Raw genomic sequence first — 15,581 nt, 5'->3', positions numbered from 1 at the left:
CGGACTGATCAGTTGCAGTGCAAGAACGATTGTTCAAACGCCCGGCAGATTGCCGGGCGTTTTTGCTTGATGTTCACGAGCGACCATCCTTTTATTCGAAAAGACACAATCGCGTTCTAGACAAAAAAGGAATTGCGGGAGGAGCTTTGCAATGACGCGGGTGGCGTTGGTGACTGGGGGGACGCGCGGTATCGGTGCAGCAATCAGCAAGGCGTTGAAAGCGGCGGGCTACAAAGTCGCAGCGTCTTATGCGGGCAACGATTCGGCAGCGGAGAAATTCAAAAACGAGACGGGTATTCCGGTATATAAATGGGACGTGAGTTCGTTCGATGCCTGTGCCGAGGGTGTCAAGAAAGTCGAGGCCGAACTCGGTCCCGTCGATGTTCTGGTGAACAATGCCGGCATCACGCGCGACGGCGCCTTCCACAAGATGACGCTCGAGCAATGGAATGCGGTGATCAACACCAACCTCGGCTCGCTGTTCAACATGACGCGGCAGGTGATCGAGGGCATGCGCAATCGCAAGTTCGGGCGCATCGTCAACATCTCGTCGATCAACGGGCAGAAGGGCCAGTTTGGTCAGGTCAACTATTCGGCCGCCAAGGCGGGCGACATCGGCTTCACCAAAGCGCTGGCACTGGAGAATGCGCGCGGCGGCATCACGGTGAACGCGATCTGCCCGGGCTACATCAACACCGAGATGGTGCAGGCGGTGCCGAAGGATGTGCTCGAGAAGGCGATCCTGCCGCTGATTCCATGCAACCGGCTCGGCGAGGCCGAGGAGATCGCGCGCGCCGTGGTGTTCCTCGCCGGCGACGATGCCGGCTACATCACCGGCTCGACGCTCACCATCAACGGCGGCCAATACATGGTTTGAGGCACAAGGGCGGGTCTTCGATCCTCGCACGGCGCGTCTGCCGTGCTGCTGCGAGGATCAGCCTGCAGGTGCGCTCATGACGTCGCGCGTTGCGACGCTGATCGGGCTGTCGGCGATCCTGATGTGGTCGCTGCTTGCGGTGATGACGGTCGCGACCGGCACCATCCCGGCGTTTCAGCTTGCCGCCATGACGTTCGCGATCGGTGCGCTCGCTGCCGCGATCGGATGGATCGTGCGGCCGCAGGCGGTTCGCGCGCTGCGCCAGCCGCCGCTGGTATGGGCGGTCGGCGTCGGCGGATTGTTCGGCTATCACGCGCTGTATTTCCTGGCGCTGCGGCTGGCACCGCCGGCCGAAGCCGGCCTGCTGAATTATCTGTGGCCGCTGCTGATCGTGCTGTTCTCCTCGCTGCTGCCGGGCGAGAGGCTGAAGCTGCATCACGTCGCCGGGGCGCTGCTCGGGCTTGCCGGCACGGTGCTGCTGTTCACCGGCAATGGCGCGGTGATCGAGCGGGCCTATCTGCCCGGGCTTGCCGCGGCGTTCATCGCGGCTTTCGTCTGGGCGAGCTATTCGGTGCTGTCGCGCCGGCTCAGTGCGGTGCCGACCGATGCGGTCGCCGGGTTCTGCTTCGTCACCGCGCTGCTGGCCACGGCCGTGCATCTGCTGATCGAGCCGACCGTGTGGCCGGACACCACGATGCAATGGGCGGCGATCATCGCGCTCGGCATCGGACCTGTGGGCGCGGCTTTCTACGCTTGGGACATCGGGATGAAACGCGGCGACATCCGCGTGCTCGGCGCCGCGTCTTATGCCACGCCGCTGCTGTCGACAGCGTTTCTGATCCTCGCCGGCTATGCCCGTCCGACCACTGCGCTGGCAATTGCCGCGCTGCTGATCGCCGGCGGCGGCCTGCTCGCTGCCAAGGACATGCTGAAGCGGAGTTGATCGAGCAAGGCTTGTATAGCAAAGCGACCGGAGGCTGTCCGGTCGCTTTGTCGTCTCGGTCTGCCGAATAAATCAGTAGCGGTGCTTGTGGATCACCACCACGCGGTCGCCGCGATGATGGTGGTGGCGCCAGCCGCGGTGCCAGCCGTGGTCCCGATGCATCATCTCGGCGCGCGGGCCGTCGCGATACACCTTCTTCTTGATGATCGTCGTCTCGGCAGACGCAATCGAGGGAAGCGAAATCGCGGCCGCGGCAACCGCGGCGAGCACGTAGCCCATCTTCATGTGTGTCTCCTCTCTGTTCGAATTGCGGAGAGAAAACATGCAGTCGCGATGAGCGTTCCTGCGGAACCGCAGGGATTTTCTTGAACGGATGTTCAGGAAGTAATCGAGCTTATTGCTCGAGAACCATCCGGCCGTCCGCATAGGCGAAGCGCTTCAGCTTCGACAGGTAGGACAGTCCGAGCAGGTTCTCCGACAGCGCTTCGTCAGGAAGTACCAGCGCATCGACGTCGCGCACGATCAGTCCGCCGACGTCCAGCATCGCGATGCGGGCGCGCGCCGCTTTCACCTGGCCGTTCGCGGTCGAAACCTTGGCGGTGTAGTCGCCGCGCGACGGCCGCAGACCGAACCGCGCCGCCGAGCTTTCGTTGAGAGCGACCACCGAGGCGCCGGTGTCGACCATGAACGACAGCCGCTGGCCGTCGATCCGGCCATCGGTGCGGAAATGGCCGCGCGGGTCGCGGTCGATGCTGATGCTGCGGCCATAGGTTTCGGAAGTCGCCGCCGCCATGCCGACAGTTGCGTGAGGCGCCGCATGGGCCTGCGCCGGAGCCGGGGTAATCCGGTCGGCGATTTGAGCCATCGCGGTGCCGAGCACCACGAGGGCTGCGGCGAAAATCAGGATGCTACGCATAACGCCTACTCACACAGTCCGTCGCCGCGCGGATTGGATCACGCGCTGATGCCGGACGCGACCGCGGCGTCCGATGCATCCGGATGTTTTTGGCGAAAACGGTGAGCGAAGGATTAACGCGAGCGCCGGCTCAGGTGCCTTTCGGCTTGGCGCGGCGGGTCGGCGGGGCCGAGGCGGGGTCTTCGGGCCAGGGGTGGCGCGGATAGCGGCCACGCAGGTCGGCCCGCACCCCGGCGTAGGAGCCGCGCCAGAATCCTGGGAGGTCGCGCGTGACCTGCACAGGGCGATGCGCCGGCGACAGCAGTTCCAGCACCAGCGGCACCGCGCCGCCGGCGACCGACGGATGGGTGGTCAGGCCGAACAATTCCTGCAGCCGCACCGCGATGGTCGGGCCCTGTTCGGCCTCGTAATCGATCGGCAGCTTCGAGCCGGTCGGCGCCTCGAAATGGGTCGGCGCCTCGCGGTCGAGCCGGGCGCGCAACTCCCACGGCAGCAGATTCATCAGAGCGTCCGACAGGTCGGAGGCCGAAAAGTCTCTCAGGCCGGTTTTGTCGAATAGCGCCGGCACCAGCCAGTTTTCGCGCGACTCGGCCAGGGCGGCGTCCGACAAATCAGGCCATGGGTCACCCTCGGCCTTGCGCAGGAACATCACCCGGCCGCGCCATTGCTGAAGCTGCTTCGACCACGGCAGCCGGTCGAGCCCGGCCGCGACAAGGCCGTCGGCGAGCACCCGCGCGGTCTGTTCGGACGGCGTCAACGCCAGCGGTGCTTCGGACAGCGTGATCGCATGCAGCCCGCGGCGCCGCCGGGCTCGCAGAGCCATCGCGGAGCGGTCGAAGCTCACCTCGTCGGCGTCGGTGATCTGATCGCCGAAATGCAGCTCGATCTCCGTCAGCGTGATTGGCGCGGCCAGCAGGATGCGGCCCTGTGCGGCGCTGCCGGTGAGTTCGCCGACCGCCAGATACGGTGCGCGTGCCAGTGCCGAGGTCTGTTCGATTGCGGCGCCGCGACCATTGGCGAGCGTGAAGCTGCCATTGCCACGATTCTTGGCGACACGATCCGGAAACGCGAAGGCGAGCAGGACGCCGGAGGAGAGCTCGCCTGCGTCTTGCGGGGAGGGAGATGACGATGCTGCCTGCGCCGCCCAGCGCTGCGCCATCTGCCGGGCGCTGCTGGCGCGCTGCGAGCGGTCGCGGCGGAATTGATCGCGGCGATGGTCGAGGTCGGCGCCGTCGCCGCCCAGCCCGCGCTCGGTCAGAATCGCGGCGATTTCGGCGGCCTCCTCGGCGCAGCCGTAGCGGGCGGCATCGACGATCATCCGCGCCAGCCGTGGTGGCAGCGCCATCGCCCGCAGGCTGCGGCCCTCATCGGTGATGCGGCCGTCCGGGTCGAGCGCGCCGAGCTCGCCGAGCAGCTCGCGGGCTTCCTTCAGCGCCGGCTGCGGCGGCGGATCGAGGAAGGCCAGCGACGACGGATCGGCGACGCCCCACTGGGCGAGGTCGAGCAGCAGCGACGACAGACCGGCGGACAGGATTTCCGGCTGCGTATAGGCCGGCAGCGACGCGGTCTGCGGCTCGTCCCATAGCCGGTAGCAGACGCCAGGCTCGATCCGGCCGGCACGGCCGCGGCGCTGATCGACCGCGGCGCGCGAGGCGCGGACCGTCCCCAGCCGGGTCAGGCCGAGGTCCGGCTCGTAACGGGGGACTCGGGACAGGCCGCAATCCACCACGATCCGCACGCCCTCGATGGTCAGCGAGGTCTCGGCGATCGAGGTCGCCAGCACCACTTTGCGTTGGCCTTTCGGTGCCGGCTGGATGGCGCGGTCCTGCACGGCGGAGTCCAGCGCGCCGAACAGCGGGACGATCTCGACCGCCGGATCCTGCACCCGCTCGCGCAGCATCGTCTCGGTGCGCCGGATTTCGGCGGCGCCGGGCAGAAACGCCAGCACCGAGCCGGTTTCCGCCCGCAGCGCCTGCGCGATCGCCTCGGCCATCTGCCGCTCCAACGGCGCGTCGCTGCGCCGGCCGAGATAGCGGGTCTCGACCGGAAACGCCCGGCCGAGGCTTTCGACCACCGGCGCATCCCCGAGCAGCCGGGCGACACGGGCGCCGTCGATCGTCGCCGACATCACCAGGATGCGTAGATCCTCGCGCAGACCTTGCTGGGCGTCGCGAGCCAGAGCGAGGCCGAGATCGGCGTCGAGTGAGCGTTCGTGAAACTCGTCGAACAGCACTGCGGCGATGCCAGTGAGTTCCGGGTCGTCGAGGATCTGGCGGGTGAAAATGCCCTCGGTGACGACCTCGATCCGGGTGGCGCGTGACACCTTGGAGCCGAACCGGACGCGATAACCGACCGTCTCGCCAGCCTTCTCGCCCAGCGTCTTCGCCATCCGCTCGGCGCTGGCGCGGGCGGCGATCCGCCGTGGCTCCAGCACGATGATCTTCTGGTTCTTCAGCCACGGCGCATCGAGCAACGCGAGCGGCACGCGGGTGGTCTTGCCGGCGCCGGGGGGCGCGACCAACACCGCGGTATTGCTCGCCTCGAGCGCGGCGGTGAGCTCGTCGAGCGCGTCGTCGATCGGCAGCGGGGTATCGAAGGTGCGGGTCAAAAGTCAGCTCGAGGGATGCAAGGGGCGGATGGTTAACAGAAACAACCTGCAGCGGCAAAACAGCCCACCCAGGCTTCCAATTCCGGAAATGCCGCACATTCGATAGTGGGGGCAACACTAACTCAACCGATCGCACCGATGATGCATCCGAGCCGCATCAGACGGGAACAACCATGACTGCGAACGGCACACTGGCTCCGCGCATGCACGGCGGCCGGGTCGATTGGGTCGACTATGCCAAGGGCATCTGCATCATCATGGTGGTGATGATGCACTCGGTGCTCGCCGTCGAGGCCGCGGCAGGCCAGACCAGCTTCATGCACTACGTGGTCGAGTTCGCCCGCCCGTTCCGGATGCCGGACTTCTTCTTGATCTCCGGCCTATTCCTGGCGGTGGTGATCGATCGCGGCTGGCGGACCTATCTCGATCGCAAGGTCGTGCACTTCGCTTATTTCTATGTCCTGTGGGTGACGATCCAGTTCGCCTTCAAGGCGCCGAGCTTCGCCGCCGAGATGGGGTGGATCGGCGTCGCCAAGCTATATGCGCTGTCGTTCATCGATCCGTTCGGCACGCTATGGTTCATCTATCTGCTGCCGATCTTCTTCGTCGTCACCAAGCTGACGCGGCGGCTGCCGCCGCTGCTGATCTGGGCTGTCGCCGCGTTCCTGGAATCCCTGCACGTCGCCACCGGCTGGATGGTGCCGGACGAGTTCTGCGCGCGGTTCTTCTATTTCTACACCGGCTATCTGTTCGCCCGGCACGTCTTCGCGTTCTCCGATGCGGCCCGTGCCCGCCCGGCTCTGGCGCTGCTCGGCCTCGCGGGGTGGGCGGTGATCAACGCGGTGCTGGTGCATATCGGGGCTGCCGATCTGCCGGTGATTTCGCTGCTGCTCGGCCTCGCGGGCGCCTGTGCCATCATCACGGTCGGCACGTTGCTGGCGGAGAAGCGCTGGCTCGACGGTCTGCGGTTCTGCGGCGAGCATTCGATCGTGATCTATCTCGCGTTCTTCCTGCCGATGGCGATCAGCCGGTCGCTGCTGTTGAAGTACGCGCCGTTTCTCGATCTCGGCGTGATCGCGATCATCGTCAACATTGCCGGGGTGGTCGGCGCGCTGATCATCTGGAAACTGGCGAGGAAGAGCGGCGCCACGTTCCTGTTCGAACGTCCCGATGCCTTCTGGATCGCCCCGCGCAAAAAGACTCCGCGGCTGCAGGCCGCGGAGTAATCAAAACTTACGTCTTCATAGCTGAGCAACTCGGATCCGCGCTTTGCGCCGTCCGCGCGCGGCTCTGTCGCGAAGCAGTCCAGCCTCGTATGGGGGCTGGATGCTTCGCGTCGCTTGCAACAACGGAGAGGGGGCGGGTCTTTACCGCCAGGCGTCGGCCTGCACCACAGCGTCGTCGCGCCAGGCTTCACGTGCGGCCTTGTTGGCCATCCAGTTCGGCAGGAAGGTCAGCGCTTCGTCGAGAATGTGCGGAGTGTGCAGGCCCGGCGAGTATTCCAGCGCGCGCTTGAAGTACTCCTTCAGCGCCGGCCGGAAGGTCGGGTGCGCGCAGTTCTCGATGATCACCTTGGCGCGCTGCTTCGGCGACAGGCCACGCAGATCGGCGAGGCCCTGCTCGGTGACGATCACCTGAACGTCGTGCTCGGTGTGATCGACATGCGAGGTCATCGGCACGATGCAGGAGATCTTGCCGCCCTTGGCGGCCGACGGCGTCATGAAGAACGACAGGAAGCTGTTGCGGGCGAAGTCGCCGGAGCCGCCGATGCCGTTCATGATGCTCGTGCCCATCACGTGGGTCGAGTTGACGTTGCCGTAGATGTCGGCCTCGATCATGCCGTTCATCGCGATCACGCCGAGCCGGCGGATCACTTCGGGATGGTTGGAGATCTCCTGCTGACGCAGCACGATGCGCTCGCGATAGAAATCGAGATTGCGCAGGAATTCGTCATAGCCTTCCGGCGACAACGACAACGCGGTCGCCGAAGCGTGAGTCAGCTTACCCTTGCGCAACAGGTGTAGCATGCCGTCCTGCAGCACCTCGGTGTAGGCGGTGAGATTTTCGAACGGGCCATCTTCGAGGCCGGCCATCACCGCATTGGCGACGTTGCCGACGCCCGATTGCAGCGGCAGCAGATTGTGCGGCAGCCGGCCCTTCTTCACCTCGTGGCCGAGGAAATCCAGGATATGGCCGGCGATCGCCTGCGAGGTGTCGTCGGGCGGCGAGAACGCCGAGTTGCGATCGGGCAGGTTGGTCTCGACGATCGCGACGATCTTGGCGGAATCGCAGCGCAGATACTGCTCGCCGATCCGGTCACCGGAGGCGATGATCGGAATCGGTTTGCGGTTCGGCGGCAGCTGCGTGCCGTAATAGACGTCGTGCATGCCTTCGAGGCGGATGTCCTGCCAGGCGTTGACCTCCAGGATGACCTTGTCGGCGAGATCGAGCCAGGTCTTGTTGTTGCCGATCGACGACGACGGGATCAGGCTGCCGTCCTCGCGGATGCCGGCGACTTCGACCACAGCAATGTCGAGCTTACCGAGGAAGCCGAACCAGGCGTGTTGGGCGACGTGGGACAGATGGATGTCGATGTATTCCATCCGCCCGGCGTTGATGCGCTTACGGCAGGTCGGGTCGGACTGATAAGGCAGCCGCATCTCGATGCCGTCGACCTTGGCGAGTGCGCCGTCGAGCTCGGGCGCCGTCGAGGCGCCGGTCCAGACGCTGACCTTGAACTTCTGGCCGCGGGCGTGATGCGCGTTGATGCGCTCGGCGAGCGCCAGCGGCAGCAGCTTCGGATAACCGGCGCCGGTGAAGCCGCTCATGCCGACATGCGCGCCGGATGGAATCAGCGCGGCCGCGTCGGCTGCGGTCATGACCTTGGAGCGGAGGTGGGGAGCAAGGATGCGCTCGGCGTTGACCATCAACGACTCTTTCTTGCTAGGAGCGGCCAGGGGATTGATGCGATTCGTCTAGTCGCTGTGACAAAAAGAGCCATGCAACCTATGGCGAAGGAGGCATGCGTCCCGCTCCCAAACGATGCCGCGCGCCGCATCTGAAGGTCACGCTCGGCGCGGCACCTTCGCATCAGCTATTTGATTCCTCAATCAAACTCCGCCGAACGGAAATCGTCAAACGGGCGCGAAAACGCACGGCGGAGGGTGACGAGCCGGCATGTGGCGTTTGCAGGGCAGGCCCGCGCCAACCGCTGTTCGGCGATGGTGCCGTTTTCCGGTTGGGCCTGTTGGCGGTCGAGGCTGTGCCCCCCAAAAGCGAAAACCTCCGGCAGGGCATTGCCGGAGGTTTCCTGGAGGTCTCATGAAGGAACCGAAATCTCTTTCCTCTCCTTCGACGGTCACCGATCACCCGCTGACCTTGTTCATAAGTATATGAGTATTTTGCCTGACTACAACAGGTAATTTACTCAATGAATGCGGCCGATCGACATGTCTCCAGGAAGCGGCCTCGCGAACGCTCGTAGTAAATGGCGATCTCCTCCTCTGCTGGAGAGAGAGCCCTGATACGTGCCTCCACGCTTCGCGTTGTGTGTTGGCTTACGATCGAAATCATTCAGAGAACCGGTGTTCGATGCGCAAAGAAAAACCCCGGCGGTTGCCCGCCGGGGTTCATCAGACTCTCGCTTCGAGAAGCGGGGATCAGAAGTTGCGCTGAACGCGGAGGTTGCCGCTCCAGACGCCCTGGTCCTTGAACTCGTAGTTCGCAGCCGGCTTGGTCGCCGAAGCGGTCAGCGGCAGGATACCCGAGGAGGCCTGGTCGAGGTAGGTGTACATCACTTCGCCCGACAGGGTCAGGTTCTTGACCGGGGTCCAGCGGGTGACGGTGCCGACCTGAGCAATCGCGAAGTCCGGATTGCAGTTGAAGCCGGCCACGTTGGCGCCGAGACCGTTGCAGATCAGAGCAGTCGCAGTGCCGTTGTAGTCGATCTTGGTGTACGAACCGAACAGCGAGCTCGACCAGTAGGGGTTCCAGTTGTGGTTGAACGCACCACGCACGCCCCAGGCGCTGGTCTTCTCGATGCCGGTGCCGGTCAGGTTGTTGAGGCCGGCGAACACGCCGTCAGCCGCAACGCCGAACGCGACGCTCTGGTAGGTACCCGGGACCGAGTTGTTGCCGTAGATCGCGAACGAGTTCGGGCTCACGCCGCCCAGCACGTAACGGGTCGCGCCGTTCGAGTAGGTCGCCGTGATGTTGATGCTGTCGCCGGGGCCGGTCGGCAGGTTCTTGAGCGACAGAGCGCCCTGGACTGCATAGCCCCAGGTGTCGCTCGGATGACCGGAGGTCTCGAGCGCCTGGTTGTAGTAGCTGGCGCGAACCTGATGTGCCGCGGCCGAAACCTGGAACAGACCCCAAGCCTGGTCGACACGGATCTTGCCGACGATGTCGGGGATCGAGGTGCCGGCGTAGGAGTTGGCGCCGTAGGCCAGGAAGTTCGGAGTAACGGAGGTGTTGTACAGCGCCGACTGCAGGTACGACGACTGATCTTCGAGCGAGATCGAGGCCGACACGCCGTTGCCGAATTCCGCGGTGTACGAAACCTGGTTGATGCCGGTGACGTCGTCGTAGCCGCCGATCAGGAACGAGGTGTTGTTGCCCGGATAGCCGGTCCAGGGAGTGTCGAACTGCGACACCGCCTTACCGAAGGTGAAGCCGGCGAACTGGATGAACGCGTAGTACACGCCCAGCGAACCGTTGGCGATGGTGTCGGTGCCAGTGGTCCAGTTGAAGGTCGCATCGAAGTAGGTGCGAACCACGCCGTATTCGGTCGCGGTGCGGGTATCGATGTTGATGTCCTGGCGAGACCGGAAGATGTAGTCGTTGGAAAGACGGTTCTTCTGACCGGCGTTGCCGTTCCAGGCCGGAGCGTTATAGCCCCCGCTGCCGAACATCGTGACGTCGGCGCGCAGATAGCCGCCGAGCTTGATGCAGGTGTCGGTGCCCGGGATGTAGTAGAAGCCGGCGCCGTAGATCGAGCAGACCTTCACGTATTCGACGGCTTTCGCCTTCAACGGAAGATCAGCGGCCTGAGCACTGCCAACAGCGATTACCGCTGCAGCTGTTCCCAGCGCCAGTTGCTTAATGATGTTCATTGCAACCCTCCAAGGTCAACAAAGTGGATGGAGCCGGTTCCTTCGGGAGCGCCCCGAGGTGGCCCTGTGACGCGAAGTTCGCCAGCGCCTCGGCGCGGCAGACCTCTCAACGGGACGACTAGTGTTTGCCCCACCCCGTCTGCGGCGGATCATGGTTGATTTCATCACGTTAGCAAATTCATTTATCTACTCAGCAATATGATTTGGATCGGCACGTTGCATTTGTGCAACAAGACTGTGGCGACGCACAATTTCCACGACAGGTGGAAGGCCGAGGTGTTGCAAGAAGATCGAGGTCGGTTCAGCGGCTTCTGTCGACCGCAGCGTTGAAGCTGCGGGTCGAGCGGATGTTGAGCGTGCCGCTCCCGCTCTGCCCTCGAAGCATTCACAAGTTATGCGAGGAGCGGCCGTCTTGACCGCACTCGTCCGGGCAGAAATCTTCTCGCAAAACCTGTATAGCTGCGCGCAGCGTGCACAGACGCCCGTGTTCGACCGGAATTGATATGAGCGGTTGAGGAAGTTGTGTACACTGCCAACCTAGTTGTGCGACGAGCTATGCACGAGCATCGGCGCTTGTGCGGGACACTGACCGGACAATGCAGACCAAGAGTAAAGCAGAGGCTCGTGCGCCACGTGGCTCGACGATTGATCCCGATCTCGCCAGGCGTTTCGCCACGACGGTCGCGAGCGTCGCGGTGTTTCTCGACGAGATCCGTCAGTTCCGCGCCAAGTCGCTCGGCATCAGCGGGCCGCAGTTCGCGCTGCTGATGGCCGTCATGGACCTCGAGCAGGGTGACGGAGTTTCGATCCGCCATGTCGCCAAGGCGGTCCACGTCGATCCGTCGTTCATCACCACGCAATCCAAGCTTCTGGAGAAGAAGGGGCTAGTCCGGCGCCAGGTCGACAGCCACGACGCACGGGTGGTGAAGCTGTCTCTATCTGACAAGGCCTACAAGCAGATTGCCGGTCTGGCGACCGACGAGCGCGCCCTCAACAGCTTCATCTTTGAAGAGATCAGTGGCGAGGAACTGGAACAGCTCACGTCCCAGCTCGGGGATCTGCAGAACCGACTGGAAAAGGCGACCGTTAAACTCGCCAGCGGCCTATAAGCGCGACTCCAGCCGGCGAATGCAGTCGGCCTCCCCGGCTCCGGCATTCAATTGCTGGCCGACCCAGTCGAACACGAAGTCGGCCACCAGAATTGGATCGTAACCGTCCAGCGTCCACGGACCGCTGCTCGTCTCGCCAAATACCTTCAGCAGGATGTCGCGGTTTCCGGGGTGATGTTGGGCCAGCAGATGGCGGGCGTGGCCCGGCTCGATGCCTTCGCCCGCCCGCAGCGGAACCAGCATCGGGCAGCTCACCGCCGGCAGCCGGGGGCCGGCCTGAACCATGCCGAGCGCCGCGCCATAGGCGTCGGTCTGACGTGCGGCCCATAAGTCCCAGAGCCCGCCGTCGCACACGGCGGCTGCGGCGCGGCCGTCGAGAGCGATGCCACGGGTGACGAGCGAAGAAGGGCTGCCGTCGCCGATGACGGCGATTCGCGCCGGGTCGATCCCGCGGGCCTCGATCAGATAGTCGAGTGCCGCCGTGATGCCGGTCTCGGCGGCGAAACGTGGCGATGGCGCCTCATCGGGAAGATCGACACAGAGCAGTGCCATGCCGCGCTGACGAGCGGAGCGCAGGACCAGTGACAAGATCTCTTCTTTGGTGCGCCGGGTCTCGGCGATACAGACGACGACCGGATGTGCGTTCGCGCCGTGAGAGGTGACCGGCAGATAGAAACCCTCGAGGGATCTCTCTTCCAGCCACGGGATGACGACGGTCTCGCCTTGGGGGCTCAGCTTCGCCAGAAAGTGCCGGAGGCAGGTGTGCGCCAAAGCTCCCAGGGTTGGTTCAGCGCCCTGCGGGCAGCTCTCGATCGCCGCGGCCATGAAATAGTTAGCCGCATGTAGCCAGCCCTTCTGCGCCGCCAACTCATTGCCGGTGCGACAGGCTTCCTGAGCGCGACGGAGATGTGATCTGGCGAGTTCTTCCCAAGCCTGACGCCAACCGGGCCCGTTGCTCGATCGGATCAGTTTGGCGGCGGCCACGCATTCGGAAAAGCTGACGCCTTCGTTCTGCGCCACGCATAGCAATCTGCTGAATTCGTCACTGTACTCGTCGTGATCGAGCAGTCCTCGAACGTCGCAATGATCCTGGATGCTGTTGCCCAGTCGCAAGACTGCGACCCCCTCCCGATTACCTCGACCGACTTCGTTAAATTACTTAGTTGATCGAATAACTGAATTGCGAGCTGCTGTCACTCGCGAAGCGGGTCCTGAGAGCCAAGATCGATGCTGCGTTGCACGCTCTGCTGCGCAGTGCAGCATGCCGTCCGTGACAGAAGCTGTCGTACAAAGGGACTGCTGAAACGCAGGGGCAGAGGTGCTCGGCGAAATGGTGCCCCTGGCCGGGATCGAACCAGCACTCCTTGCGGAACTCGATTTTGAGTCGAGCGCGTCTACCAGTTCCGCCACAGGGGCCCGCGCGGCCGAAAATCATCCGGCCGCGAAGCGCGCGGGACTATAGCGGTCCCGGAGTCGGGGTCAACCCGACGCGCCGCGGCGGCGGCGCACACTCTGGTTTGATCGGACGGCGTCTCGACAGCGTCTCGGCCCCGAGATACGACCCCTGCCGCATCCCGGAGACCGACAGTGACCGCCGACCTGATCGACCATCGAGGCACCCTTTCCAAGACGGGCCGCCCGGAGCGGATCGCGGGGGGCGTGGCGCTGACCGTCGCGGTCGTCGCCGTGGCGGCGCTGGGGCTGGCTTGGTTCTCCCAGCTTGTGCTGGGACTTGCGCCCTGCAAGCTCTGCCTGGAGCAGCGTTACGCCTACTATCTGGACATTCCGCTCGGGCTGCTGATCGCCTTCGCGGTCTGGCGCCGCGCACCGGTGGGGCTGCTGGCGGCGGGACTGGTTGTGCTCGCCCTGTTGGCGCTCGGCAACGCCGGCCTTGCCGCCTACCACGCCGGGGTCGAATGGCGGTTCTGGGCCGGCCCATCGGACTGCTCGGGACCGATCCTGGACCTCAGCAAGGCGGGTGGACTGCTCGCCCAGCTCGACACGGTCAAAGTGGTGCGCTGCGACGAGGTGCAGTGGCGGTTTCTCGGCCTGTCGTTTGCCGGCTACAACGTGCTGGCCTCGCTGGCGCTCGCCGCGCTGTGCGGATGGGGCTTGGTCCGGCTCAAGCGGCGCTGAGGTCAGTCGTCGACGTCGTCCGGGCTGTGCCCGAACCAATGCACGATCCCCGGCGTCACGATCGAGACGTAGATGAAGCGCGACAGATGGTGCGCGCCGACGAACACCGGATCGATGTGCAAGGTCAGCGCCAGCGCCATCATGGCGTCCATCGCACCGGGTGAAAACGCCACCACCAGGTCGTTCAGCTTGACCGGCGTGGTCAGCATGATGGCGACGACGAACACCGCCGAGATCGCGATCGCGACGGCGAATGAACCGAGCGCCGCCCCGATATAGCTGAGGATCGTGCGCGGCTTGATGGCGCCGAACCGAGCGCCGATCAGGGTGCCGATCCCGACCAATGCGGCCAGATAGGCCCATTGCGGCAGCGTGCCCTCCACCCAACCGCCGCCGTGCAGCACTGATGAGCCGAGCATTGCGCCGAACATCCAGCTTGCGGGGAAGTTCACCAGCCGCAGCAGCAGCGCGACGCCGACCGCGACCGCGATCAGGACGGCCAGGACGAGCGGTGTCGCCTCCGGCCCGCGCGACGGCAATGGTCCGTGACCCGCCATGCCGATCAGCGCCAGCAGCATCGGCACCGCGCTGGTCAGGATGATCACGCGCATGACTTGAACGACGGCGATGCCGGGCACGTCCGCTTTGCGTTCGGTGGCCAGCATGATGATCTGCGACAGCGCGCCGGGACTGCCGGCCAGCAGTGCGGACGTCCGGTCCCAGCCATGGACGCGCTGCAGATAGATGCTGCTGCCGAAGGTGGCGCAGAACGTCGCCACCGCGAGCAGCCCGATCGTCACCGGATAGGACGCCAGATTGTGCACCATGGTGGGTGACACCACCGAGCCCAGCGAGACGCCGAGTGCCATCAGCACGATGTGCGATAGCGGCGGCGGCAGGCCCATTTTCCGTCCAGCAAGGCCGGCGGCGCCGACCGCGATCATCGCGCCCGTGATCAGTCCGCCGGGGAGCTGCGCCCAATAGAACAATGCGCCGCCGGCCGAGCCGATGGCGATCGTTTCGACCACCTGGAGAGTCTTGGACCGCAACGTCATGGCGGTCAGCGCAGGATTTTGAGGCACGCGACCTTATTGCAAATCATTATACCTTCGGCAATTGCGCCTCGCGCGCGCGGCCATGCCGGCGATGCGGGTGCTCGCTGGCTCTCGCCGCTGGTAATCGGATCGCAATTGTCAGTTGCATCCCGCGAGATAGAATATCGACGGGTGGCACACTAGGGAGATGGGACATGAGAGTTCTGAGGTACGAGACCCGTGCGGCGCTAATGACTGCAGCGGCGCTGCTGACATGGTCGGCCGCAACGCCCGCGCAGGCGCTGACCGCGCAGGAGTGCAGTGCCAAGTATCAGGCCGCCAAGACTGACGGCACGCTGAATGGGCAGGGCTGGAACGACTTCCGCAAGGAGCATTGCGGGGCAGCGGCGAGCGCCGACAGCAAGGCCGCGGAAGCCAAACCGGCAGATGCCAAGCCAGCAGATGCCAAGCCCGATGCGAAGCCGGAGGCCAAGTCCGAAGCCAAGCCGGCCGAATCCAAACCCGAGAGCAAGTCGAAAGCCAAGAGCGCCGCAGCGCCGGCTGTGCCGCAAGGGCCGGCGGTGTATCCGACCGCGATCGACGCCAAGTTCGCCCAGGAAAAGCCGACGCTGGCGCGACTGCATACTTGCGCGCAGCAGTGGAAGGCGAACAAGGCCGCGAACACCACGGGCGGTCTGCGCTGGATTCAAAAGGGCGGTGGCTACTGGAGCGAGTGCAACAAGCGCCTGAAGGGCTGACGTCACTCGCTTTCATGGACGGCTGCGGGCGACCCGGCCTTTCTGCGTCGTACCGGCGGTATCGGGCGCATAGCAGCCGTCCTGCTGCT

General features: G+C 64.7%; 13 protein-coding genes and 1 tRNA gene. 6 read left to right on the top strand and 8 right to left on the bottom strand.

The features are described from left to right. Positions 1-151 precede the first annotated feature (151 nt). Both phbB and yddG read left to right on the top strand, forming a co-directional pair. Positions 152-877, top strand: a complete 726-nt coding sequence (phbB, locus tag DY467_RS10490) for an acetoacetyl-CoA reductase (protein WP_107342742.1) — start codon at positions 152-154, stop codon at positions 875-877. A 76-nt stretch (positions 878-953) separates the two neighbouring features. Next, a complete protein-coding gene (gene yddG / locus DY467_RS10485) occupies positions 954-1,820 on the top strand; it encodes an aromatic amino acid exporter YddG (protein WP_107342743.1) in 867 nt (288 codons plus the stop codon). A gap of 72 nt (positions 1,821-1,892) precedes the next feature. Here the strand turns inward: yddG and DY467_RS10480 are convergent, their stop codons facing one another. The 3 genes from DY467_RS10480 to hrpB form a co-directional block, all read right to left on the bottom strand. Next, positions 1,893-2,105: a hypothetical protein gene (locus tag DY467_RS10480; protein ID WP_164635854.1), complete on the bottom strand. Its 213-nt coding sequence runs from the start codon at positions 2,103-2,105 to the stop codon at positions 1,893-1,895. A 109-nt stretch (positions 2,106-2,214) separates the two neighbouring features. Further along, a complete protein-coding gene (locus DY467_RS10475) occupies positions 2,215-2,736 on the bottom strand; it encodes a TIGR02281 family clan AA aspartic protease (RefSeq protein WP_164574268.1) in 522 nt (173 codons plus the stop codon). Positions 2,737-2,866: 130 nt separating this feature from the next. Continuing rightward, on the bottom strand, positions 2,867-5,344 hold the full coding sequence (gene hrpB / locus DY467_RS10470) for an ATP-dependent helicase HrpB (protein ID WP_164635852.1): 2,478 nt from the start codon (positions 5,342-5,344) through the stop codon (positions 2,867-2,869). 173 nt (positions 5,345-5,517) lie between these two features. Here hrpB and DY467_RS10465 point away from each other — a divergent pair, with 173 nt between their 5' ends. After that, positions 5,518-6,570: an acyltransferase family protein gene (locus DY467_RS10465; protein ID WP_164635851.1), complete on the top strand. Its 1,053-nt coding sequence runs from the start codon at positions 5,518-5,520 to the stop codon at positions 6,568-6,570. A gap of 141 nt (positions 6,571-6,711) precedes the next feature. Here DY467_RS10465 and scpC read toward each other — a convergent pair whose 3' ends face one another. Further along, a complete protein-coding gene (gene scpC / locus DY467_RS10460) occupies positions 6,712-8,271 on the bottom strand; it encodes a succinyl-CoA:acetate CoA-transferase ScpC (protein WP_107342748.1) in 1,560 nt (519 codons plus the stop codon). Positions 8,272-9,003: 732 nt separating this feature from the next. Beyond that, the gene (locus DY467_RS10455; RefSeq protein ID WP_164635849.1) at positions 9,004-10,455 is read right to left on the bottom strand and encodes a porin; all 1,452 of its coding nucleotides are present in this window, start codon (positions 10,453-10,455) and stop codon (positions 9,004-9,006) included. Between the two features lie 596 nt (positions 10,456-11,051). On the opposite strand from DY467_RS10455, the gene DY467_RS10450 reads away from it, so the two are divergent. Continuing rightward, positions 11,052-11,564 carry a MarR family winged helix-turn-helix transcriptional regulator gene (locus tag DY467_RS10450; protein WP_164635847.1) on the top strand — a complete coding sequence of 171 codons (513 nt, stop codon included), beginning with the start codon at positions 11,052-11,054 and terminating at the stop codon, positions 11,562-11,564. Here DY467_RS10450 and DY467_RS10445 read toward each other — a convergent pair. After that, a complete protein-coding gene (locus DY467_RS10445; protein WP_205502240.1) occupies positions 11,559-12,677 on the bottom strand; it encodes an alpha/beta hydrolase family protein in 1,119 nt (372 codons plus the stop codon). The two genes, DY467_RS10450 and DY467_RS10445, sit on opposite strands and share 6 nt — an antisense overlap. 218 nt (positions 12,678-12,895) lie before the next feature. Continuing rightward, positions 12,896-12,980 (bottom strand) — tRNA-Leu (locus DY467_RS10440). A gap of 171 nt (positions 12,981-13,151) precedes the next feature. Between DY467_RS10440 and DY467_RS10435 the strand changes: the two genes are divergently transcribed. Continuing rightward, positions 13,152-13,700 carry a disulfide bond formation protein B gene (locus tag DY467_RS10435; RefSeq protein WP_164635845.1) on the top strand — a complete coding sequence of 183 codons (549 nt, stop codon included), beginning with the start codon at positions 13,152-13,154 and terminating at the stop codon, positions 13,698-13,700. A 2-nt stretch (positions 13,701-13,702) separates the two neighbouring features. Here the strand turns inward: DY467_RS10435 and DY467_RS10430 are convergent, their stop codons facing one another. Continuing rightward, positions 13,703-14,755 carry an AbrB family transcriptional regulator gene (locus DY467_RS10430; RefSeq protein WP_107354063.1) on the bottom strand — a complete coding sequence of 351 codons (1,053 nt, stop codon included), beginning with the start codon at positions 14,753-14,755 and terminating at the stop codon, positions 13,703-13,705. A gap of 194 nt (positions 14,756-14,949) precedes the next feature. Between DY467_RS10430 and DY467_RS10425 the strand changes: the two genes are divergently transcribed. Then, entirely contained in the window at positions 14,950-15,492 is a 543-nt protein-coding gene (locus tag DY467_RS10425) for a hypothetical protein (RefSeq protein WP_164635843.1), read from the top strand. Positions 15,493-15,581 lie beyond the last annotated feature (89 nt).

This window comes from Rhodopseudomonas sp. BR0G17 (assembly GCF_010907025.1).
In the GTDB taxonomy this organism is placed as follows: domain Bacteria; phylum Pseudomonadota; class Alphaproteobacteria; order Rhizobiales; family Xanthobacteraceae; genus Rhodopseudomonas; species Rhodopseudomonas palustris_H.
Note: the sequence above shows the minus strand (reverse complement) of the source record. Positions and strands in the feature narration are given on the sequence as shown.

Coding starts and splice junctions, on each gene's coding strand:
- DY467_RS10455 (WP_164635849.1), bottom strand. CDS start 10,455: ATGAACATCATTAAGCAACTGGCGCTGGGAACAGCTGCAGCGGTAATC.
- DY467_RS10465 (WP_164635851.1), top strand. CDS start 5,518: ATGACTGCGAACGGCACACTGGCTCCGCGCATGCACGGCGGCCGGGTC.
- DY467_RS10450 (WP_164635847.1), top strand. CDS start 11,052: ATGCAGACCAAGAGTAAAGCAGAGGCTCGTGCGCCACGTGGCTCGACG.
- yddG (WP_107342743.1), top strand. CDS start 954: ATGACGTCGCGCGTTGCGACGCTGATCGGGCTGTCGGCGATCCTGATG.
- DY467_RS10480 (WP_164635854.1), bottom strand. CDS start 2,105: ATGAAGATGGGCTACGTGCTCGCCGCGGTTGCCGCGGCCGCGATTTCG.
- DY467_RS10425 (WP_164635843.1), top strand. CDS start 14,950: ATGAGAGTTCTGAGGTACGAGACCCGTGCGGCGCTAATGACTGCAGCG.
- DY467_RS10430 (WP_107354063.1), bottom strand. CDS start 14,755: ATGACGTTGCGGTCCAAGACTCTCCAGGTGGTCGAAACGATCGCCATC.
- scpC (WP_107342748.1), bottom strand. CDS start 8,271: ATGGTCAACGCCGAGCGCATCCTTGCTCCCCACCTCCGCTCCAAGGTC.
- DY467_RS10475 (WP_164574268.1), bottom strand. CDS start 2,736: ATGCGTAGCATCCTGATTTTCGCCGCAGCCCTCGTGGTGCTCGGCACC.
- phbB (WP_107342742.1), top strand. CDS start 152: ATGACGCGGGTGGCGTTGGTGACTGGGGGGACGCGCGGTATCGGTGCA.